The organism is Bacteroidota bacterium (genome assembly GCA_019637975.1).
Taxonomy (GTDB): Bacteria; Bacteroidota; Ignavibacteria; order UBA10030; family UBA6906; genus CAADGV01.
Genome location: JAHBUR010000024.1, coordinates 41,651 through 63,249 on the forward strand (window position 1 = coordinate 41,651; position 21,599 = coordinate 63,249).

Below are 21,599 nucleotides of genomic sequence, written 5' to 3' on the forward strand. Positions count from 1 at the left end.
AAATCTCAACATCGCAACGAGGGCCACGCTCCAGCATCCAACTGATCAAATCAGGAGAGCTCTTGCATAACAGCGGCAATCTGTTTGCACACCCACTTCACTTCCGATTTCTTGATTACAAGCGGCGGGGCAAATCGAATGACATTCTCATGTGTTTCTTTGCAAAGGACGCCGCGTTTCATCAATGCTTCACAATACGGCCGGGCTTTCGTGTCAAGCACAAGCCCGATCCACAATCCGCGTCCGCGTACCGTGACAATGTGTGGATTCTTTATTGCACGAAGTTGTGCCATGAAGTACTGTCCAAGAGTTTTGGATCGTGCAATGAGCTTTTCCTTTACCAGAACTCGTAGCGCAGCAACGGCAACGGCTGCGGCAAGCGGGTTTCCGCCGAAGGTCGAGCCGTGATCCCCGGGATGAAATACGCCGAGGATCCCTTTGCTGGCAAGCACTGCCGAAATGGGATAGAACCCGCCGCCCAATGCTTTGCCGATGATCACCATGTCGGGCCGAACATTCTCATGTTCGAACGCAAACAACTTCCCCGTCCTGCCCAATCCGGACTGAATTTCATCGACAATCAGAAGAACATTGTTTTCCTTGCAGAGCGCAGCAGCCTCCCGCAAATATCCCTCCGGCGGAAGCACAATTCCCGATTCACCCTGTATAGGTTCAACCAAAAATGCCGCCGTGTTAGGAGTAATGTTTCTTCTCAAATCATCAATGTCGCCGTATTTCACTATACGGAAACCCGGAGTAAAGGGCCCGAATCCGTCGCGATATTGCGCGTCTGTTGAAAAGCTGACGATTGTGGTCGTACGCCCGTGGAAGTTATCGGTGCAGCAAATGATCTCCGCCTGATTTTCAGGAATACCCTTCACCTTGTATCCCCACTTGCGTGCAGCTTTTACTGCCGTTTCAACCGCTTCGGCTCCGGAGTTCATCGGTAGCGACATGTCATAACGCGTCATATCATGCAATGCCTTGTACAGCATCGGGAGCTGGTCGTTACGAAATGCGCGGCTTGTCAGTGTTACTCGCTTTGCTTGTTTGACAAAGGCCGCCGCTATCTTGGGATGGCAATGCCCCTGGTTAACCGCCGAGTATGCGGCAAGACAGTCGAGATATTTCCTTCCTTCGACATCATAGACCCATACGCCTCGTGCTTTTTGAATCACGACATCGAGTGGATGATAATTGTGCGCGCCCAACTTTTCTTCGAGCGCAATCAATGCTTGTGTTTTTGAAGTCTTGCCCATTCGAGTTCTGTTGTGTTAGGTGAATAGTCTTGTGAATATGTGGAGAAAATCTGCAATCGACCTTTGCCAAGGTTCGTTAATCCGGCCTTTCGACGCTTTTCTTCCCTATGTATTGCACGTAATCTTCCCCGCCGTCAACCCGAATTACGTTCCCTGAAATAAAATGAGCATCATCGTGAGCAAGCAGCGCAATCGCCTTGGCAACATCCTCCGGCGTACAGTTGCGCATTGAAGGGTTGCGGGCTCGTGCAACCTCGAGCATCTCACTTGCTCCGGGAATCTTTTTGAGGGCAGGAGTATCGGTAACGCCTCCAAGAATCGTGTTGGCAGTAATTCCCAAAGGGCCAAGCTCAAGCGAAATTTGCCTGATGTATGATTCCAGCGCCGCCTTTGCGGCTGAAACTGCGCCGTAGTTCAATAACGACGAATGCCCGCCGGATGACGTCATTGCATAGACCCTGCCGCCGCGTTTCATCAATCCCCTTTCCATGACAGCCTGCGTCCAATACACCAGCGAGTTCGCCATTACATCCATCGTCATTTCAATCTGGGCTTGTGTGAGCGACACTCCTGACTTTGGCGAAACGAGAGGTTTGAGGCTTCCGAATGCGAGCGAGTGCATGAGCACGCGAATCGTATTTGCTGAATCGGATCCAAACTCCTCTTTCATCGTATCCAGCACCTCGGCACGCTTCTGAGGGTCAGAGGCATTCACGTTGAAGAAGCGTACATGAACTCCGTATCCCTGCAGCTCCTCGATCAAGGCTTCAACAGCAGGCATCCCCGCAGCGCGATCGAAATGGACGCCGATGATACTCATGCCGTGCCGTGCAAGTTCGCGTGCAGTTGCCGCACCGAACCCGCTGGACGCGCCGAGAATAAGCCCCCATTGGTTCTTGCTGTAGGAAAATGTTGATTTCACGGAGTTCCTTTCTTCTATTCAACTATTCTACGGTTACGCTCTTTGCGAGATTTCGCGGCTGGTCCACGTTCGTGCCTCTCGCTACCGCCATGTAATACGACAGAAGTTGCAGAGGGATGATGTTCACGATGGGGCCGAAATAGCCGTACGTACGCGGCACACGAATCACGAAATCCGCCAACTCTTCAATTTCATGATCATCTTCATTTGCTACGGCAATAATGCGTCCGCGACGGGCTTTTACTTCCTGCAGGTTGCTGATGACTTTCTCATAAATCCCGTCCTTCGGAACGACGAACACGACCGGCATATTCTCATCAATCAAGGCAATCGGACCGTGTTTCATTTCCGCTGCCGGATATCCTTCGGCATGGATGTAGGAGATTTCCTTAAGCTTCAGAGCGCCTTCCAACGCCACGGGGAAATTTGCTCCGCGACCGAGATACAGGAAGTTCTGGGCATTTCGAAATTCTTCGGCAATTTCCTTGATCTGTCCCGTCGTCTTGGCGAGAATTTTGGCCACTTTTTCCGGGATTGCCGCCAGTTCTTGTGAAAGTACTTGCGCATGTTTAACCGTGATAGTTCCCTTTGCACGGGCAACCATCAGAGTGATCAGTGACAACACAGTTAGTTGCGATGTAAATGCCTTTGTCGAGGCAACGCCGATTTCCGGACCGGCATGCACGTAGACGCCACCGTGCGACTCACGGGCAATTGTGCTTCCCACGACATTGACGATGCCGAGTACAGTTGCGCCTTTCTGCTTCGCTTCCCGTCCGGCCGCAAGCGTATCCGCCGTTTCACCGCTTTGACTGATCAGAAATACGACATCGTCGTTGTTGATAATGGGGTTGCGGTAACGGAACTCCGATGCATATTCCACCTCCGTCGGAATCCGGGCAATTTCTTCAAACAAGTACTCCCCGACAAGTCCGGCGTGCCACGACGTTCCACAGGCCGTAATGACGATACGACGTGCCTTGAGTAACTTGTCCTGTACCTCGCGCAATCCTCCGAGAACCACAGTCCCCTCATCAACTTGAAGGCGTCCCCGCATTGCATTGGTGATCGTCTCAGGTTGCTCGTGAATCTCCTTGAGCATGAAATGATCGTAGCCGCCGCGTTCAATTTGCGATAATTCGAAGGTTATTTCCTCGATTTCACGTTCTGTTTCCTCGTCATCAATGGTCATCGTTCGAATGTTCGTTGCGGTGATTTCCGCCACTTCGCCATCTTTCATATAAATCACCTGCCGCGTATGGTCAACAATCGCCGCGGCATCGGAGGCGACAAAATTCTCTCCATCCCCCACACCGATAATCAGCGGACTTCCTTTTCTTGCGGCAATCATTTTGTCAGGTTCATGCGTCGAGAGAACGACAAGCCCGTAGGTTCCCTCCACTTCGGCAAGGGCATGACGAACCGCGGAGGCAAGATTCTGCGTCCGTTTGTACATTTCTTCGATGAGATGAGCCAGAACTTCGGTGTCGGTGGCGCTGCGAAACACGTGGCCTTCACGCACGAGTTTCGTTTTGATGGTTGAGTAGTTTTCGATGATGCCGTTGTGAATGATGGCAATCTCCTCTTCGGAGTCCCAATGCGGGTGGGCATTGGTGTCGTTCGGTTCACCATGCGTAGCCCACCGTGTATGCCCCATGCCGAGTTGGGCATTCAACGAGCCGTTATACTGGCTTAGATGCTGTACCAGATCGGCGACTTTTCCTGCCTTCTTGTCGATGCTGAACAACCCATCCTTCACGAGAGCGATTCCGGCCGAATCGTAGCCGCGATACTCGAGTCGTTTCAATCCTTCAAGAATAATCGGCACACAATTCCGTGGACCGACATAACCTACGATGCCACACATAGTTACGCTTCCCCTTCCAAAAAATGTGTCACAAGATACCCAAATCTCAACAGAGAATCAACGAACCGAATCAGCTTGTTTACGGCAGAACTCCTTGAAGAATAATGTTGCCTTCTCCTGTTTCGACAACAATCCTGACCGTTCCCGTCACCGAGCCTTCCGTCAACACCGTCGGTTGTTGATTGATTGTTGTGAACGTGAGGTGTCTGGATGCTGATCGTTCCATTTGTGGTTCGCGCGACAATATCCGCTAATATTTGTAAAATTTAAAGATGATTGTTCCCTTCACTGCCGTAATGGTGCACGACCCTCCCGGCGGAATGGCCACTTCGCAATCAACACCGCCATCGAGGGATGTTATGTTGCATGAAGCGTTCAACCTCTTCACAACAACACCGTACACGTTTCGCATCGTGAGATCTGCGCCGAGATCCGACACCGTTGTTGTTCCCTGCACGCCCTCGACAATGCACGGAGTCAGGAACGGAACGCCAATCGTCAGATCGGCAGATACGGTGTACCCGACAACGCCGGCCGGAGTTTGCGGGAAGTACCGGACAGTATCGGCAACGGGCTGACGTATCAATTGAATCAGATTCAAGAGTGCCAAGGCATCGCCTCGATTCTTTCCCGTTGTTTGGCGGCTCAGAGTCCAACGCACAGAATCTTCCACGCCTGCCCATTTCAACACAACCGATCCGGCCGAGTTTCTGATGTTCACGTGAAGTCCCGAGTCTAAGACAGCAACGCCCGCAATTCTGTCGTTTGCGCTGACAGGTTCAGTGACATCGTTCGGAAGGTCACTCGTACATCCCGACAAGAGTAGCGCGAAAAGAACACTAAAAACCACAACACGATAATTCATTCAATCCTCATCAAAGAAAAAAAGAGACTGTTCATCGTAGAAAAACTGAAATCTGGCAGCAAATGTCAACTGATTCGCTTAACAAAAATCCGCCCACAAAACCCACCCATTGTACGGCCTGTCATTGAAAGTTGTTGTGATGTAGATACGGCTTTTCTGGCGTTGGACAATCTGAACAAACTGCCCGAAGGATGGCTAAAGAATGCCTATTGTGCCCATCATCCGGCCAGAATTCCCTTTCTCCCGACGGTAGGAATGAAGGAAAGGCTCCGAGATAGTACAAAGCGGGCTTGTTTCGATTGCCCCGGGTGAAATGCCGCACTCCTCCAACTGCCGGGCATTCGCCGATTTCAGGTCAACAAAAATGCCGCCGTTACGATGAACCACAAATTGCCCGGCGAACTGCGACGCCACTTCACCTCCAACAGCATAACAACAAACGCTCGCCGCAGGTCCGATGAACGCAACACACTTTGAGGGTTGTGTGCCGTATTCACGCCGCATCAAGTTGATTGTTTGAGTGACAATACCTCCGGCTGTTCCGCGCCAGCCGGCGTGCATCGCCGCGACGGCGTGGTTTTGCGAATCGTAAACAAATACCGGAACGCAATCCGCCACGCTGACGCAGAGGAAGACCCGACGTGATGCCGTGACTAACGCATCGCAATCGGGATACGACCCCGGACTGTTTGCAACTTTCGCAACACTACTGTGAACCTGGCGGGGGATGGCAAGTTCGGCAGGTTGTATCCCCAATGAACCGAAAAACAACTCCCGATTCTTCCTGACATTCTCCTCGCTATCGCCTACACCAAACGAAAGGTTCATACCGAACGGCGACTGACCACCGATGGCTGTACTCATCCCGAATCGAACAGACGGAAATTTCCGGAAACACGAGGCGCTAATGACGGAGTGGTTTGCCGTCATCTGCAGTTACTTTCGGTATGCGAATAATCACAGTTGTTCCCTCGTTGACGATGCTTTCGATTGCAATACTGCCGTTCATATCTTCAATCGTTTTCTTCACAATTGCAAGGCCGAGTCCCATTCCGTCCGTCTTGGTGGAGAAGTTGGGCTGGAAGAGTTTGCCTTTGATGTCATCCGGAATGCCGCAGCCGAAATCCCGGATGCGAATTTCAATTTCTGTTCCTGCGTCGGCACTTGATACCTCAACTCTTCCCTCCCCGTCCATTGCCTGAATGCCGTTGCGGATAATGTTAATGAACGCCCTGCGCAGTTCTTCCCGATCCGCCATAATCGGAGGGAGATGTTGCTCGAGCATGATGCTGAATTCCACCTTCTGATCCTGCTCGAAAAGGTATGCCGCCTCGCGTACAATGTCATTTACGCTGCACCGTTCAAGCCGGGCGCTCGGCATGCGGGCAAAACTTGAAAACTCGGAGGCAATCCGCCCCAACGCATCCACCTGACGGATCACCATCTGACTGATTTCCTCGAATATCTCATCGAAATTCTCCACTTTGTCACGGTACGTTTGCCGCAAGTGTTGAATGGCGAGTTTCATCGGTGTAAGCGGATTCTTGATTTCATGCGCGACTTGTTTTGCCATTTCCTTCCAGGCAAGTTCGCGTTCATATTGGACGAGATTCTCCCTGTTTCGCTTGAGATCTTTTGTCATGGTTTCAAATGAGCGAACCAGATCCTCGATCTCGCCAACGGCTTTGATGCCGACTTTGACGTCAAGGTCACCTTGCGATACGCGCTTCGTTGCCTCCGTGAGCTTCTGAATCGGTGCGGCGATTCGATTCGCAAAGGCGATGGCCAACAGCGCCATGCCGATGAAGATAATTGCCGAAACACCGAACAGGAACGCGTTTGTCCGTGCAACATCCTCGTCAATCTGATCCTGCCTGTAGAGGGTGGGAACGGCAATGACGCCGATGATACTCTCCGCCGTATCGATGATGGGCTTGTAGCCGACCGCGTATCTGTACAATCCGATATTCTCCATCTCGAAATGAAAGCGCTTCCCCACCACAAAAACTTCCGCGTAGGCTGTGCCGCTGAGCCGCCGGTCGAGAATGCCCGACTCGTAGAGTTCGGGCCGGCTGCTCACGAACAGTGTGTTGCCGATATAAATGTTGAAATCGGATTTCATCCCCGATACTAAATGCTCGGTTGAAACTTCACTGGCGAGCTGCCCGATGAGACTGTCCCGCGTTGCTACAGGGGTGAGTTTATCTTCAATCATTTGAGTTTCCTGACTCAGCCGTTGTGCGAGATACTCCTCCACACGTTCGCGTGCAAAGCTCCGTGTGTAATTCGAGATGATAATCACGGGGAGAGCCGACACAATTAACAACGCAACCAGCAATCTGTCGCGAAACGTGAAGCGATAGGGCTTTCTTCTTGCCCACTGCACAACCAGGAATGCTGCAAATCCCCCTATTAGTACAAGCCCGAAATAGACCAGCGTGCGCACAACACCGAAGACGTGCCAGAAGAAACCCAGCGACTCCATACGCAACGCCACAATACGATCGCCGGAGGGAAGTCGTCTCGCAAAATACGTCTCGTAGTCTCGGCCGGCAATCGTCTCATGAACCCACATTGATGTAACAGTCGAATCCTTGAAGCGTTCGCGGGCTTCCGGGGGAATGCGATAGCCCACCGGCAACGTCAAATTGCCGGAAGAGAGTGCCCGTTCGCCCTTGAATTCGGTTACTGAAATCGTGCGGTAGAATGATTCGATTTTCTCGTGAGAAGCAGTCTGAAACACACGCGGAGTTTCACCACGGAACAATGATTGTTGCGCAGCCGAGATCACCACAACGCCATAGCCGAGCAACTCGTCGGCCGCACGGATTGGCAGGGACCCTGCATACACCTTTATCGCCTCCATCCCTGATCCGGCTTCACGCACATCAATCTGTGTCGTGTGATTCTTTAGCACGGCAAGGCTTGCCTCCTGAGCGGCTGCGGATTGCTCACCGATGGCAAACCGGCTGATCTCCTGGCCATCGGGGGTGTAGATAGTAAACGAGCAATTGAAGCCCTGCTGCGCAGCGTTACTTCCGGCCCAGCTTGTAAAAGCGAGCCGCTCCAGTTCCTCCTTGTCGCCGTGCAGCAGAACGTCAAACGCCTCATCTGTAACAAAACTCTGCAATGCTTCGTTGATGTTGAACGTGAACCACGCGTCCGTCGGGCGAAGAACGTCGCGGGCAAAGAGCTCAACGCGTTCCCGGTCTCTTTCCTGTATCACTTGACTGAGAAGAGGATAGAAAAAGACCGCAGACAACGCGAGGACACTCACGGCATTCCCCAGCAGAATCGGCTTCCGCCTGTATCGCCTGTTCCGGTGAACGAAGAATGCAAAGATGAGTATTCCGGAACCGAAGAACAGCCGAAACGACGTTGACATGAGGGGCGTCTCCTGCACAACACCGAATACGACCGAAGCAAGAACATACAAACCCGCCATGAAGATCCAGGGCTTGATGTCGCGACCTGTTCTGTCGCTTTCGAACAATGAGACAATAAATCTCGTGAGCGCGACAGCAACGACAATCAGCGATGCACTAATGACGAAGAGATTGAACACCATCAGCGCCAACTCAAGTGGTGGAACGATCACTGTCGGATCGTTGAAGCGGAAATTGGAATCAATCACGGCGCTTCGTATCGTGGCGGCGTATCCCCTCAAGAGCAGGTAGATGAGTGCCGCAACTGCAACTGCTGCCACAATGCGCATGGGCAGCCACATTCTCCTCTCCGGCGAACCGGTCGGTTCGTCCCGGACAAACCGGAATACACCTGCAACGTTGGTAAAGAGCGCAAGCGACGTCAGTGTCATCTCACCCACTGACTTCGCCAGCCCGTTGCCGAATTTGGATGCAAAATGACCCGGATCGAAAATACTCCATTGGACAAGTATCTGAGGAACTTCAAGCCAAAGCAGGAGATAGCGGACAATCCAAATGATGGCTGTGATTCCGACTATTCGGAGAAACAGCGATGTGAGGTTGGATAGAATCCGTGCTGCGTAGAGCGCTAAAACAAACATGCCCAACACCAACAATCCAACTTTCACTTTGTGAAAGCGTGCTGCAACCAATTCCAGGTATGCGGAACGAGAGAATTTCACGATGCTTGCAACGCCGAGCTTTCTGCCGTCGATGCCTGAAAGAACCGTCGAAGCGTAGCGGCCGTCTTTGGGTAGTTCCGCATGTTCAGAGTAGTTGATATCAACATTCACTCCGAAATCCTCGCTCAGTTTTTTTGCCAAACCTGCTGGAGTAATGAATTTGTTGCTGAGGGGATAGTTGACTTCAATGGTCTGCCGGATGAGAACGGCCCCCACGACCTCACCCTCAACACGCACCGGAGTGATGACAAAAAGTTGCGAGAATATCGGCCCGCGGGTGACATACGATGTGAGTACCCCTTGGAGAGCGACAGCAATTTCACGCTGATTGACGATACCGCTTCTTCCGTGCCACGCAACCAGAACCCCCTCCTTGTCATATACTTCAGCGCCCACATCCTGATTGCGGGATATTCGTGCACTCTGGGAGAAGAGGGCATCGGCATCATTCGTTTTTCCGGTCAAATACTGAGTTACATCTTCGTGACGCGCAAGCTCAGCGGCAATGCGGCGGGCCTTGCGTTGAACGCCGCTGAATTCGGTCCGTATCGCAGCGAGTTGCTCGTTGCTTTTCGATTCGGTGATGCTGTCCCAATTGCGCGTGTAGTATGAGATTGTTGTGTACTCAGCAACCTGCAGAATGGCCAATATCCCGATAATAAAAAAGACGATGCCGAAGGATCGTCTTTGCACGGATAAGGATTCGATGTAAGACCGCAGTCTTGCGACCATCTATTTCAGTAGATGTTGATTTCGGAAATCACCCACTTGTCTGCCGACTTCATCAGCGCCACGTATACTTGGGCAATTTCGCGAGCGCCCTTGTGACTGAACACGGCAGTTCCTGTTGCGTAGGGCATTGCTTCTGTTTCGCCGACAGCAGAGAATTCGAAGCTAATGACTTTGCGGGATTTGAGAAAGTTCTCAAGAATGTAATACGCATGATTCGAGCTGAAGTAGCCGTTTTCCTCTCCTTTCAATGTTACCTGCACTTTGAGTCCTAAGTACGGCGAAAAGACGGAGACCTTTGAGATTTCGAACCCGTGCTGTATTTCCTCAAAGACAACGCGGAAATCCCTCGAACCTGTCGGAATTTCCTGCGCTTTTCCTACCGGTACGAAACAGATGGCAAGGAACACTGCAAGAGGTAGAACAAATCTCATAACACTCTCATCAACGATAGTTCAAAGTAAAAGGAATCCATCCAAAAGTCAATTCACTTTCCGAACTTGGCAATCAGGGTGTTGCGCCGTGTTTCGCCATTTCGGTACGAAAGGTCGGAGGGGATTCTCGCTCCACCTGCAACTTTTTGCCAGTCGAATGACACTCTGCTCTCCGAAATAGCAATCACGCGAAACGAATAGTATTGGTTGTCCCAAGTCCACACTACATAGACATTCTCAGGCTCGGCAGATACGCGGCGTGCTGAAGACCAAGCTGTCGGGGAAATAGCATGACGTTCCGGAAAATCATCCCTCTGCCCCAAGTCTTGAATATCTGAATCGTCTCTGACGATAAATTCCGACCCTTCATCACTGATCGAGAAATATACATCAGCTCCTTCATCGGCGAAGCTCACGACATCTTCCGAAGAAAAATCAAAGCCCGACTTGTTCGGGAAACTCTCCTTGTCGTGAAGAATGACTTCATTCGCTTCGGGCTCCTGTCGGGTGTCCGCCCGATTAATAACAACAACGGGCGCGGGTTGCACAGGAAGGATGCAAACCGTCCCTCCTATCAACACCGGTGGCGGAGGTACAATCGGATGCGGATGCACGGGCGGCCGAGGTGTTTCAGGGGGCGGCGGCGGAGTTGCCGGTTGTTCGGCCGGACGTGTTTCCGCCGGACGTCCGCCCGGATTTCGGGAACCGGTCTCGGTTGTTGCCGGATCCCGCGTGTTCCCGATTTTCCTCTGGCCATATCCATCTATGGCAACGAATAATGTTGCCACTGCAATTGTCAACACGATTGTCTTCATGGTATTTCTCTCTATGTATGTGAGACAAAGAACGCGCAAAAACAAACAATGGAGAACGGCACCACTCATCCGGCCACCATCAAGTCCGTACGAGCGGCACCTGCTTCTCCACTGTATTCAACGTGCCCCGCCTCTGCTCGTTCACTTCACACACCACTTCACCCTAACCAACCACTCAGCCACAACAACACCATCAGCACCGGGGCAACGTTGAGATGTCCATTATCGCTGATGATCAGAATGTACGGTCGTCCTCTCTCCTCCTGCACCTTTTCCCGCCTTCAGCATCGGGTTTGATTGCTGCAACTGATACGCCCAATCGAAGGTTACCCTGCTTGGCGAAATATTCGACACTCTGAACTTCGCATAATGATCATCCCACGTCCAGACAACATACGTATGGCCGGGAATAAGTTGCACGTCCCGCGTCGGCGACCATCCTGAATTCGGCGCTTCCCGAATATCAAGAATTGAGTTCGTCGGACCCATATCCTGAATGTCCGTATCGCTGCGGACGTTCATGTAGTACGTGCCCTGATAATTTTCAAAGTACATGTCTGCATACAAATCGTTGTACGGCACAACTGCATAGCGCGAGAAATCGTAGCCCGACGTTGCCGTAACCCGCCTGTAATCGTCCAGCACAACTCCATATCCTTCGGGACGGGGAACATCGTAGATAACATCCCGGCTCAACTCGCTTTCGTTGCCGTCGTAGTCGTACGCCGTTACCGCATAGTAATATGTTGCACCGTTTCGTGCGTCGGTATCTTTGAAGTACGGCGTTCGGACCGAACCGATCAGATCGTAGCGGCCGTTGTACGACCCGCTCACGAATACGTTGTAGCCGGCAACATCGCCTTCCCGGTTCTTCTTCCAGAACAATTCAATGAAGTTGTCGCCGGTTTCCGTCCACAATCCGGTCGGAGGTGAGGGAGGTGAATAATCGGCAATATCGTTGACGAGCTGCTGACAGCCGCTGGCAAACAATATCAAGATTACAACCCACATCGCTTTCAGACTTTTCACAGTTTGCTCCTTGTTGTTGACCGGAATCTTACAAACAGCTAACTGTGTTAACGCAAAGCGTGTGCCACCACGAAAACAAGGCGGTTTGAGGGATGAAGAAAGGATTGGAACGCCAAAGTGTAGCTTCAGGTATGCAGTCGTCTAAAATGGAGGACGCAGAATTTCTGCCACAGTAGGAATATTGAGGGAATTGCGAACTCTCAATTCCAGTATACCCGGCCGTTATTGAAAACCCCGACTGCCTTTCCGCGCAAAACATATCCACTGAAGGGAGAGTTCTTCGACTTCGATTTGAATTTCTGCACATCAACCTTCCACTCGAACGAAGGGTCAAGTAGAGTGAGGTTGGCGGATTCCCCTTCTTGAATTTTGATTTGGGGGAGATGGAGAATGCGCCGGGGATTTGTCGAGAATTTTTCCACGAGTTGGTAGAGCGACAGGATATTCTTCTCGAACAGCTCTGTGATTGCCAATCCGATTGCCGTCTCTAATCCCACGATGCCGAACGGCGCCTGCTGGAATTCCACCTGCTTCTCATCAAATGAATGCGGGGCATGATCCGTTGCAATCACGTCTATCGTTCCATCCTTCAGTCCTTCTTTCATCGCTTCAACATCATCTTGTGAGCGGAGGGGCGGATTCATCTTCGTGTTTGTGTCGTACGTCCGGACTGCGTCATCCGTCAACGTGAAATGATGGGGCGTGACTTCGCATGTAACGTGCAGCCCCTTCCTCTTCGCCTCTCTCACCAACTCTACACAACCGGCGGTGCTCATATGCGCAACATGATATTGCGAGTTGGTGTAACGGGCAAGCTGAATATCCCGCGCCACCATCAAATCCTCGGCAATCGAAGGCATTCCGGGCAAACCGAGTGTTGTCGAGTTGAAGCCTTCATTCATCACGCCTCCTTTCGTCAGCGGCAAATCCTGTGCATGCTGTATGACGGGTTTTTTGAACATGCTTGCATATTCGAGAGCCCGGCGCATGATCTCAGCATCATGAACGGGGTCGCCATCATCGGTAAACGCGACGGCTCCCGCCGAGGCAAGCTCGGCAAGCGGGGCGAGATGTTCCCCTTTTCTTCCGAGAGTAACGGCAGCAATCGGATACACATCAACCAATCCGTTCAGCGCAACTTTTGCTCTTTCGTGTATGAACTTGATCACCGATTCGTCGTCGATGGCAGGTTTTGTGTTCGGCATGCACGCTACTGCTGTAAACCCGCCCGCCGCCGCAGACGTACATCCGGTGAGAATGGTTTCTTTATGTTCAAACCCGGGCTCCCGCAAATGAACATGCATGTCAAAGAAACCCGGAGCGATGATTTTCCCTTTCAGGTCAACCGACTGAATCGAACCGGAGGCTGAGATGTTCTGCGCAAGTTTTTCAATCCTTCCATCAACAATATGAATATCGCAGGTCTCATCCCGCCCTGAAGCGGGATCTATCAAACGTCCGTTTTTTAGCAGGATGTTCATCATGGAATCTTTCGTAGTCAGAGTTATGTTTTTAGTTTCTTGTTCCCAACAGATACAGCACGGCCATCCGAACTGCAACGCCGTTCAGAACTTGCTGCAGGATAACTGAATTCTCGCTATCGGCCACATCGGCGGAAATTTCCACATCCCGGTTAATGGGGCCGGGATGCATGATCACAACGTCACGTCCAGTCTTGTCCAATCGCTGGCGCGTAATGCCGTAGTAGTTGTGATACTCTCGAATCGAAGGGAACAATCTCCCCGCATCCCGCTCCAACTGAATACGGAGAATGTTCAATGCATCCACTTTCGGAAGTACGTCATCGATATGATTATACACATCCACGCCAAGCCGCTCGACGTCACGGGGAATCAATGTTGCCGGGCCGCAGACGGAAACCTTCGCCCCCATCGTCTTCAGTCCGTAAATGTTCGAGCGGGCAACGCGGCTGTGGGTAATGTCACCGACAATGCAGACATGCAGGCCCTGGAGTCTTTCGAATTTCTCGCGGAGAGTGTACATATCGAGCAGAGCCTGCGTCGGGTGTTCGTGCCCGCCGTCTCCCGCGTTGATCACAGCCGATTCAATGACGGTTGAGAGATAGTGCGGTGCCCCGGAAGCAGCGTGCCGCATCACTACCATATCTATTTTCATTGCTTCGATGTTGCGGGCCGTATCTTTCAGCGTTTCGCCTTTCGATACGCTGGAGCCTGCGGCTTGAAATCCCAACACATCGGCAGAGAGCCTCCGTTCGGCAAGCTCGAATGAGAGCCTCGTGCGTGTTGAACTCTCGAAGAACAGATTCGCTATTGTCTTGCCTTGTAACGGCGGGACTTTTTTGATCGGACGCTCGAGAACCTCGCGGAACGACACGGCCGTATCGAGAATAAGCTGAATATCCTCCTTCGGCATTCCGTCGAGTCCGAGCAGATGTTTGCTCTTTAATGGCATAGTCTGTTTGGATTTAGTTGCCACTGAGGCACAGAGCACACAGAGTTCCTCTGCGACTCTCTGCGTCTCCGCGGTGGTTTTTCATTCAGGAATTTCGGGATGCATGAGCAACACTTCATCTTCTCCATCTATTTCCTTCAGGTGGACTCTGATCGATTCTCCGGCTGATGTCGGCACATTCTTTCCGACAAAATCGGCTTTGATGGGAAGTTGGCGATGTCCGCGGTCAACCAGAACGGCAAGCTGTATGCTGCGCGGCCTGCCGATATCCGTCAAACCGTCGAGCGCTGCTCGGATGGTCCTGCCGGTGTATAGCACATCATCCACCAGCACAACATCCTTCCCGTTGATGTCGAACAAGATGTCGGTTCCCTTCATTTCCGGCTGTTCTAACTTGCCTAACAAGTCGTCACGATAGAGTGTGATATCAAGAAAGCCGATGTTGAGCTTGACTTCCTCGACGGCCTCTATTCTCGACGCAACTCGTTTCGCCAGCGGTTCGCCCCGTGTGCGGATGCCGACGATGACAATGTTGCCCGCGCCTTTGTTCTTTTCCAGAATTTCATGCGCAAGACGCGTGATCGTTCGTTCCATTCCCGAAGCATCGATGATCTTGGCTTTGAGTTTTCTCATTGCATATCCTTTCGAAAGACAACCGCGAAGACGCGAAGGCACGAAGAAGTTTGGGGGAGAAGAATACTTCGCGTCTTTGTGTCTTCGCGGTTTTCTTTTTCCTGAAAAATAAAAAACCTCGCATCCCTTGCGGGACCGAGGTCTGAAGAAATCTGAAATCTGTAATCATCTTTTCCCTTGCCTGCCTCTCTGTGCAGGATTTAAAGGGTGAAAGGTATTGCGTTATTTTGTGGACGCTGCGGCCCGCCTGCGTGCAAGCACTTCGGCGGGTGTAGATTTGCAGCATTTCGTGGACGCTGCGGGATTTGAACCTGCGACCTTACGCGTGTGAGGCGTACGCTCTGAACCAACTGAGCTAAGCGTCCGTGTTTTTCAAAGAAATTCGGGCAGTTTTTCTATTCGCTGGTGCCCTTCAGTATCAAGTGTTGAACGATTTTTCAACAATTCTCTCAACACCTGCCTCTGTCAAACGGAACGACCCTCGCACTCAATCAGGGCACTTCCGATGCCTTGCAGTTGTACGGGGGTCATTCACAATCTTTTCGATTTCGGAAGTTTTTGACTGTTCAACTGCAACACCAAGATACAAAACGAAAGAGAGCAGTGCAAGTTCATTTATAGCCTTTTTGCCTTAGTGCTTTCTTCACAGCATCCATTGTTGTACCGAGGTCGCTTGCAATGTGCCTGAACAATCCATCGAACTTATGGCTTTCGTTGCTGCTTTCATACGTGAGATTGTAGCACACGCGGCACCTGAAGTGAATAGCCCCCGAAGGCAGGTAGAGTTTCGCACAACGCCTCGAACACCTCGGACACATGAACCAGAACCTCTCACCCCCGAAGTTCGTGGATGTGGCTTCGAGCCGTACCTTGTCGTTGACGTTGACTTTCTCACCCTCGAACGTTGTGCTGGTGTAGCACAATGTGATGAAGTAGCTTGCCAAATCTACGTAGTAGGAAATAGAGGCTCTCTTTTCCCCTGTGACGGTGTTTGTCCACTGAAGCGACCAGTAACCCTGCCTCAGGATTTTTTGTTTTTGCAGCCGGTAGATGTCCAGCTTCAGGCCGTCTTCAACTACCGGACGCCAGCCGTGTCTCCCCATTGTTTTGCACCCTTCGTGTTGCGATAGTTCCTAAATACTATGGGTTTTTCAATCAGTTCTTCCCTCGAAATTTCATCATTTTCTATCACTTCGCCCGAAACGTAAACGGTTTTACACGGTTTCATAGACCCGATTTGAAAACAGTTGACAGCAACTTTTCCCCATCCCGTGTCCACCCCCTGAGCAATTCGCTTAACTCGTGGAACTCATGCTGCGAAATTTCGCCCGACGTAAACCGGTCAAAAGCCGTTTCCAAAAACTCCTGAGCGGCAAATGTCAACACCTCACCGAAGTGTTCAGTTGGGGATCTGGTCACCTCCTTCTCCTGAGAGAATTTCTCCCGTTGTCCGGTCAACGCGTTCGTATTTCGCATGCCTTTTCCTCTCCAAGTCTTGTATGACTGTATAAACAGTATAGTCGTTAATAGGGGGTAGCGTTTCTCCCTCGTGAAATGCGAGGTACTCCGCAAGTGCCGCGTTGTGCCTCTCATTCACCATCACACTCATGCTGCCTACCCATTCCCGTAGTTGCTCAATAGCTACAATCATCTCCACCGCGTTGTTGAAACAGAAGCGGATTTTGTCCCCGTTATGCTGAAGAGTGAGGTTCACCGTTGGCCGTAGGTGACTTTCGGGAGTGTCGGCAATCCAAACGGAAGCGGCAAAGCTATACTTGTCACTCACCCGGATGTTCTCGTGCCTGAGCAGCTTCTTGGGAATGTACTTCTGCCGCTCCTGCTTCATTACTGCCTTGTAAGAGACCCCCTTCTTCACTACGCTGCCTCCGCAAAGAGTGAGAGTTGCGGGACGGGTTTCGGGACAATCGGCACAATAGGAGCCGAAACCGGAGGCGTGTCCAAGTCCTTGCCAAAACAGGACAGAGGAAGGAAGATTTGCCGTTCCAGTTGGTTCTTCTTGAAGTGAAGAAACTTGCCGTGCTTCAAGACGCTTTCGCGTGTGGTGACCAGTGCCCGGTACGTGAGATGAACAACAACACGTTCAAACGTTCCTCGTTTCATCAGATCATAGTTGAAACCAATTGACCCGCCAAACGCTCGCATGATGCAGTTCTCCCCGCGTTCACAGTGGAACTCGTTGTTGCTGATCCAGCCGATGTTGCGAACTGGTTTGTATTGCTTGCCCGGCAAATGAAGCTGCACCTCACCGGAAGGTGTTACTGAAATCCGCTCTTCTCGCATGTTGAACTCCTCTGAAAATGAAATTGCCAACCGGAGAACTTGGGGAAACTCCAATTGGCAATTCTATTTTCTTTTTCACCCAAGTTTTTCATTGGATGAAAATATACAACGGCGATTTTTGCGTGAATTTTTCCGCGAAAATCAGACTACTAAGATCGGCTCGCCATTTCTCCCCTTTCCGAGTTCAATATGAAACCCCTGCCGCTTCGCCTCTTTTGCGACGTCCACGACCACCGCCAAATTCCAGTTTAGCAGCTTAGCTACTCTCGCTACCGTAGGCTCTCCCTTCATTTCCTTAAGTGTTCTTGTAAATCGGAGAACTTCGCGACGAGGGTACTTTGGCGCCCGATATTTCCTAGCAAGATCGCTGGGAAGTTTCACTTTTCGTGTGCCGCGAAGACCGCTCAGTTTGCTATTCTCCATCGATTGTAGTTCGTACTTTACAATCGAAGAAGCATTGGTAATATCAAAGAAGGGAACCTTGAAGAGCAATGGCAAAGCGCGTTTTTTAGCATACTGTTCGAGACCATAGTATATGCCCGCGATAAAAAACCACCTTGCCACGTCCTTGAAAGAAGGCGAGCGCACCTCGTTCTTAAAACGCCTAGTCTCATACCTGAAGTACTTTACAACATCGATGAATTCTTCCTGATGTTTTGCCCATTCGTCTCCGGCCTTCTCAACACTTTCATCCCACCACTTCTTTTCTTGCTCAGTGAGTGCATCCCAACCCTTTTCGATCATTGAGTTCATCTTCCGGTTTTCCAACCCAAAAAAAGTCAGTTGGTAGTTCTTTGGATATTCTCGTTTAGCCTGAAGGTCCCTCAGGATGACATGCGTCGCCATGTCATCAACAGCATGCCCAAACCACTCAACCCAAGTACCCTCAAGAAATTGTCTCCTCGACACTTTTGACCTCGGCCTGCCTCTTCGGCTTGCTTTTTTGAGCGACTTGTACGTAGCCTTTGCTTGTTTCATAGACAACACTCCCCAAATTCAAACTACAAGAATGCGTTCACCCTTTCTTCCTTTCCCCATCTTGATGTTAAATCGTTGGCGTTTCGCTTCATCGAATAACTCAATCACAACTTGTTCAGATTGTCCAAGGGCTCTCGCTACGTTGCTGATAGTTCGCAGGTCGGCCATTTCTTTGATGTCTGAAATGAACTTTATGATCGTACGTCTATTGAACTTCGACACTCTGTATTTCCTCAGGAGATCGTTGGGCAACCCATGTAACTCAATTTTGGGAAGACCTTCGTTCTTAAGCAACTCATTGGCTCTGAGAACACCCTTCACAAGTGAAGATGCATTGGTCAAATCTTCACCGTAATGTTCTGCTTCCTCAAACATCAACGGGATTATTCTCTTCGTGGCCTCTTGTTGCAGGCCATGTTTGATACCCACAATGAAGAACCATTGTGCTATTTCTTCAAATGAAGCATCAGGCAACTTGCTCTTAATACGAGCAAACTCGTATCGATAATGTTCGGCGGCGTTATTGAACTGTTTCCTATTCTTGTCTTCTGTATCATGTTCTTCATTGATCAATCTCTCTCTGTTGCTTTGCTCTTCTTCTAATAAAGCCTCCCATTCCTCTTCCGATTTAATGCCCGAAGGATAGGGGCTAAATGTTTTCCAAAAGTCCTTGGTGAAGGCACCAGCTTCCTCCAAATCTTTTAGCAACCACCAGTGCCATTCATCAGCCCAACCATCGAAACGCGCGATAAAAACTCTCTTCAGGTATTGTTTCGATGATACCTTTGTCTTCGGCCTGCCTCTTTTCTTGTCTTGGTGCTGGTTTTTCCCCCTGCCAGTACTTTTAGGATAATTAGGCAATGACCAGTCCCATGATTTTCTGTCCTTTGGATATATAAGAAAAATCCTCCGAGTGTGTGCGAACGTCTTAGCGGAAACGTTTCCCTTACGGGACACACCCGGAGGATTTCAAATTGTTGTTTCGAGAGCCGCTAAGTTCTCGCAAATCGTTGCTCCCGAGTTTGCTACCTGTTTTCGAGAGTTAGTCTTTGGTACTTGTCTGCTGTCGAAATGACGCCAGTATCGGGATTACATTGCCAGACCAATAGCTCAACACCTTCTGGAAATCCTCAATCTTCTCGAAGTCAATCTTTGTGTTCTCGCCATACAACCTACCTTTAAGTTCTTGGGCTGAGGCCATTGTCCTTATCTCTTCTGCTGACACGGCATAATGCACTACCTCAAGTACCATACGCCCGCTAACGTTTGTAGCGGGATCAAAAGGGGAGCTTAGACGCAGCACGATGCTATCAGCTTTCATCACGAGACCATCATCAACGTTTAAAAACGCCCATTCGTTACCAACATACCTTGCAATCAGGTAGAAACTTGTTCGCTCAGCGTTTATGATTGCATACGGTCTTATGGTCACACCCTTCAGCACATATCCGGCAACTCTGAAATCATCATCATGCTGTATTTTCAAGTTCCCTTCGATATCATCGAATTCAACCTTGAGTTGTTTGAGGGAGGAGAGTTTTTGCTGGACTTCCTTTAGTGAACTCTGCGCGAGAGCATTGCAGGATATTCCAAGTAGCAAAGACACAAGAACAACCTTCATGTACTTCCCTTTCCGTTGTTCGTTGTAGGATATTGAGCTAGTCCCGAAAACACATATATCACCTTTACTTACGCATCCAAATTCCAATCCTCGCATCCCATTTCAAAATCTTGCGGTACTTGACTTTGGGAACAAAGATCACAGCCTCGATGCGTTTCGCAACAACGTTCTTGGCTAAATCAAGGATCGCGTCTGGCTCTGAGGAGTATTTGTCGCGAACGTCCTTTTCAAAGATGGTGAACCCTGCGCTATCAATTCCTTCAACTGTAATCGTCACGAAGCTCTCGTTGAAGTCTTTTTTGAGCATGACGGGTTTGACCCTGAACTCTATTTCAAGTGTAACCTTGTATGTCTGAAAGTCATTGAACTCCAAACCGGTTTCTGTGACTTTTTTGCCAAGCACTTGTGACTGTGCGTTGGAAAAGCCAAGTAGAAACAATGCGAGTATAGGCGGCCAATGCGAGAGTATGTACGAAAGCAATCTCATACTTTCTAGTCTATCTTGTATGCTGCCAACAATAACTTGAACCGGCTTGTGATCGTCTGCTGCATTGCGTTCCTTGCCAAGCATCTCCCGCTTTGAGTAAGTCTTCGAATTGTTCCAACCGAGTTTCGAGGCGAACTGTCATTTTGTTGAGGTACCCTTCAACTTCACTGGCAAACCTGCTGACTGAAGCATCAGGAACAGGCAATATTCTGCAGCTGAACTGAAACCGAGGTCTTCACCCTGCTTCCTAAAAGCATCTTGGCATGGATTGAATGATTTTGCAAGAGCCTTTGAACTTGCAACGATTTCTCTTGTCTTGATCTTCACAAGTTTTGCTCGGTCGGTATTCTCATCTGTGAGAAGCAGGTAGTCGGCACCTGTTTCCTCGTATGCAAAATACTCTTCCGTCATTCCTTTGGAACCGACGGCGCTTCCTTCATCCCCTCCAGCGGTTTTTGCGGCCCCCTTTGTCTCTGTCACACGCCGCAAGGAGGGGCGCTGAACAATCCTGATCTTGAAGCTCATTAGCATCTCTTCAACTTTATCCGCTAGTTCAACCTCATCTGAGCTGTATCCATTCGGAACCACTACCACCGAAGGATTTTCAGGAACGTCCCGCGAAACGGCGAACTGCGCCAAGCAGTCGCTGCCAAACGCCCAGATGCTGAAAAAAATGAACAACGAATTAATCTTAGTCATAGTGTTCATGATCTCTCCTGAACTGGAAGAACTCTTGAAAGGGGAGGGGGAAAGTTGCTGAGTTCCCATGCTGAAACAGTACAAAACCACGCGGCCAAAGTCAACCTCCAAATTTACGTCATTCAGCGTATTGACATTTCTTGCTTCTTGTCGTAGATTTTTACGGCTTCAGATTCTGCTGGGGGGGACAAGTGACGTGGACGTGCAGAGGCGCTGGCCGGTTTCCTACCTCAACCTTATCTCCGGCCTTCATGAGGATGTTAGCGGGAACCTCAATCCCCTATCCGCGTCCCGGGAATTTTGCCGCATCAAGTTCTTCAATTTTTTACAAATCCAAATTGGTGACTTTATGATTACGGTCATCGGCGCCGCATGCTATGTACTGCTCGTGGTTGCGATACTACGGATGTTTCGTGCCG

Annotated in this window: 22 protein-coding genes and 1 tRNA gene; 1 reads left to right on the forward strand and 22 read right to left on the reverse strand. The window is 50.4% G+C overall.

Going from position 1 to position 21,599, the window contains the following annotated elements; translation table 11 throughout:
- Positions 1 to 50 precede the first annotated feature (50 nt).
- The 22 genes from rocD to KF749_13315 form a co-directional block, all read right to left on the reverse strand.
- The gene (rocD, locus tag KF749_13210) at positions 51 to 1,259 is read right to left on the reverse strand and encodes an ornithine--oxo-acid transaminase (GenBank protein MBX2992109.1); all 1,209 of its coding nucleotides are present in this window, start codon (positions 1,257 to 1,259) and stop codon (positions 51 to 53) included.
- A 76-nt stretch (positions 1,260 to 1,335) separates the two neighbouring features.
- Positions 1,336 to 2,181 (reverse strand): SDR family oxidoreductase, encoded by an 846-nt coding sequence (locus KF749_13215; protein MBX2992110.1) that lies wholly within the window; start codon positions 2,179 to 2,181, stop codon positions 1,336 to 1,338.
- A gap of 22 nt (positions 2,182 to 2,203) precedes the next feature.
- Positions 2,204 to 4,048 (reverse strand): glutamine--fructose-6-phosphate transaminase (isomerizing), encoded by a 1,845-nt coding sequence (gene glmS, locus KF749_13220; protein MBX2992111.1) that lies wholly within the window; start codon positions 4,046 to 4,048, stop codon positions 2,204 to 2,206.
- Positions 4,049 to 4,127: 79 nt separating this feature from the next.
- Entirely contained in the window at positions 4,128 to 4,274 is a 147-nt protein-coding gene (locus tag KF749_13225) for a hypothetical protein (GenBank protein MBX2992112.1), read from the reverse strand.
- 24 nt (positions 4,275 to 4,298) lie between these two features.
- Positions 4,299 to 4,913, reverse strand: coding sequence for a hypothetical protein (locus tag KF749_13230; protein ID MBX2992113.1), 615 nt, complete (start codon positions 4,911 to 4,913; stop codon positions 4,299 to 4,301).
- Between the two features lie 195 nt (positions 4,914 to 5,108).
- Positions 5,109 to 5,777: a peptidoglycan editing factor PgeF gene (gene pgeF / locus KF749_13235; protein MBX2992114.1), complete on the reverse strand. Its 669-nt coding sequence runs from the start codon at positions 5,775 to 5,777 to the stop codon at positions 5,109 to 5,111.
- Positions 5,778 to 5,817: 40 nt separating this feature from the next.
- The gene (locus KF749_13240) at positions 5,818 to 9,714 is read right to left on the reverse strand and encodes a HAMP domain-containing protein (protein ID MBX2992115.1); all 3,897 of its coding nucleotides are present in this window, start codon (positions 9,712 to 9,714) and stop codon (positions 5,818 to 5,820) included.
- Positions 9,715 to 9,758: 44 nt separating this feature from the next.
- A complete protein-coding gene (locus KF749_13245) occupies positions 9,759 to 10,184 on the reverse strand; it encodes a DUF4783 domain-containing protein (GenBank protein ID MBX2992116.1) in 426 nt (141 codons plus the stop codon).
- A gap of 53 nt (positions 10,185 to 10,237) precedes the next feature.
- Positions 10,238 to 10,999 (reverse strand): hypothetical protein, encoded by a 762-nt coding sequence (locus tag KF749_13250; protein ID MBX2992117.1) that lies wholly within the window; start codon positions 10,997 to 10,999, stop codon positions 10,238 to 10,240.
- Positions 11,000 to 11,221: 222 nt separating this feature from the next.
- Entirely contained in the window at positions 11,222 to 12,028 is an 807-nt protein-coding gene (locus KF749_13255) for a hypothetical protein (GenBank protein ID MBX2992118.1), read from the reverse strand.
- Positions 12,029 to 12,228: 200 nt separating this feature from the next.
- Entirely contained in the window at positions 12,229 to 13,509 is a 1,281-nt protein-coding gene (locus KF749_13260; GenBank protein MBX2992119.1) for a dihydroorotase, read from the reverse strand.
- A gap of 31 nt (positions 13,510 to 13,540) precedes the next feature.
- A complete protein-coding gene (locus tag KF749_13265; protein MBX2992120.1) occupies positions 13,541 to 14,461 on the reverse strand; it encodes an aspartate carbamoyltransferase catalytic subunit in 921 nt (306 codons plus the stop codon).
- An 81-nt stretch (positions 14,462 to 14,542) separates the two neighbouring features.
- Positions 14,543 to 15,094: a bifunctional pyr operon transcriptional regulator/uracil phosphoribosyltransferase PyrR gene (gene pyrR / locus KF749_13270; protein ID MBX2992121.1), complete on the reverse strand. Its 552-nt coding sequence runs from the start codon at positions 15,092 to 15,094 to the stop codon at positions 14,543 to 14,545.
- 290 nt (positions 15,095 to 15,384) lie between these two features.
- A tRNA-Val gene (locus KF749_13275) sits at positions 15,385 to 15,459 on the reverse strand.
- Between the two features lie 246 nt (positions 15,460 to 15,705).
- On the reverse strand, positions 15,706 to 16,197 hold the full coding sequence (locus KF749_13280) for a hypothetical protein (GenBank protein ID MBX2992122.1): 492 nt from the start codon (positions 16,195 to 16,197) through the stop codon (positions 15,706 to 15,708).
- 296 nt (positions 16,198 to 16,493) lie between these two features.
- Positions 16,494 to 16,970, reverse strand: coding sequence for a hypothetical protein (locus KF749_13285; GenBank protein ID MBX2992123.1), 477 nt, complete (start codon positions 16,968 to 16,970; stop codon positions 16,494 to 16,496).
- Positions 16,970 to 17,395: a hypothetical protein gene (locus tag KF749_13290; protein MBX2992124.1), complete on the reverse strand. Its 426-nt coding sequence runs from the start codon at positions 17,393 to 17,395 to the stop codon at positions 16,970 to 16,972. Before KF749_13290 ends, KF749_13285 begins: the two co-directional genes overlap by 1 nt.
- Before the next feature lie 141 nt (positions 17,396 to 17,536).
- Entirely contained in the window at positions 17,537 to 18,373 is an 837-nt protein-coding gene (locus tag KF749_13295) for a hypothetical protein (GenBank protein ID MBX2992125.1), read from the reverse strand.
- Between the two features lie 18 nt (positions 18,374 to 18,391).
- Positions 18,392 to 19,234 (reverse strand): hypothetical protein, encoded by an 843-nt coding sequence (locus KF749_13300; protein ID MBX2992126.1) that lies wholly within the window; start codon positions 19,232 to 19,234, stop codon positions 18,392 to 18,394.
- A 181-nt stretch (positions 19,235 to 19,415) separates the two neighbouring features.
- Positions 19,416 to 19,994, reverse strand: coding sequence for a hypothetical protein (locus tag KF749_13305; GenBank protein MBX2992127.1), 579 nt, complete (start codon positions 19,992 to 19,994; stop codon positions 19,416 to 19,418).
- A 64-nt stretch (positions 19,995 to 20,058) separates the two neighbouring features.
- Positions 20,059 to 20,565 (reverse strand): hypothetical protein, encoded by a 507-nt coding sequence (locus KF749_13310; GenBank protein ID MBX2992128.1) that lies wholly within the window; start codon positions 20,563 to 20,565, stop codon positions 20,059 to 20,061.
- Positions 20,566 to 20,619: 54 nt separating this feature from the next.
- The gene (locus KF749_13315; GenBank protein MBX2992129.1) at positions 20,620 to 21,249 is read right to left on the reverse strand and encodes a hypothetical protein; all 630 of its coding nucleotides are present in this window, start codon (positions 21,247 to 21,249) and stop codon (positions 20,620 to 20,622) included.
- Here KF749_13315 and KF749_13320 point away from each other — a divergent pair.
- Positions 21,248 to 21,599: hypothetical protein (locus tag KF749_13320; protein ID MBX2992130.1), on the forward strand; the 352-nt coding region annotated here is incomplete at its 3' end. The two genes, KF749_13315 and KF749_13320, sit on opposite strands and share 2 nt — an antisense overlap.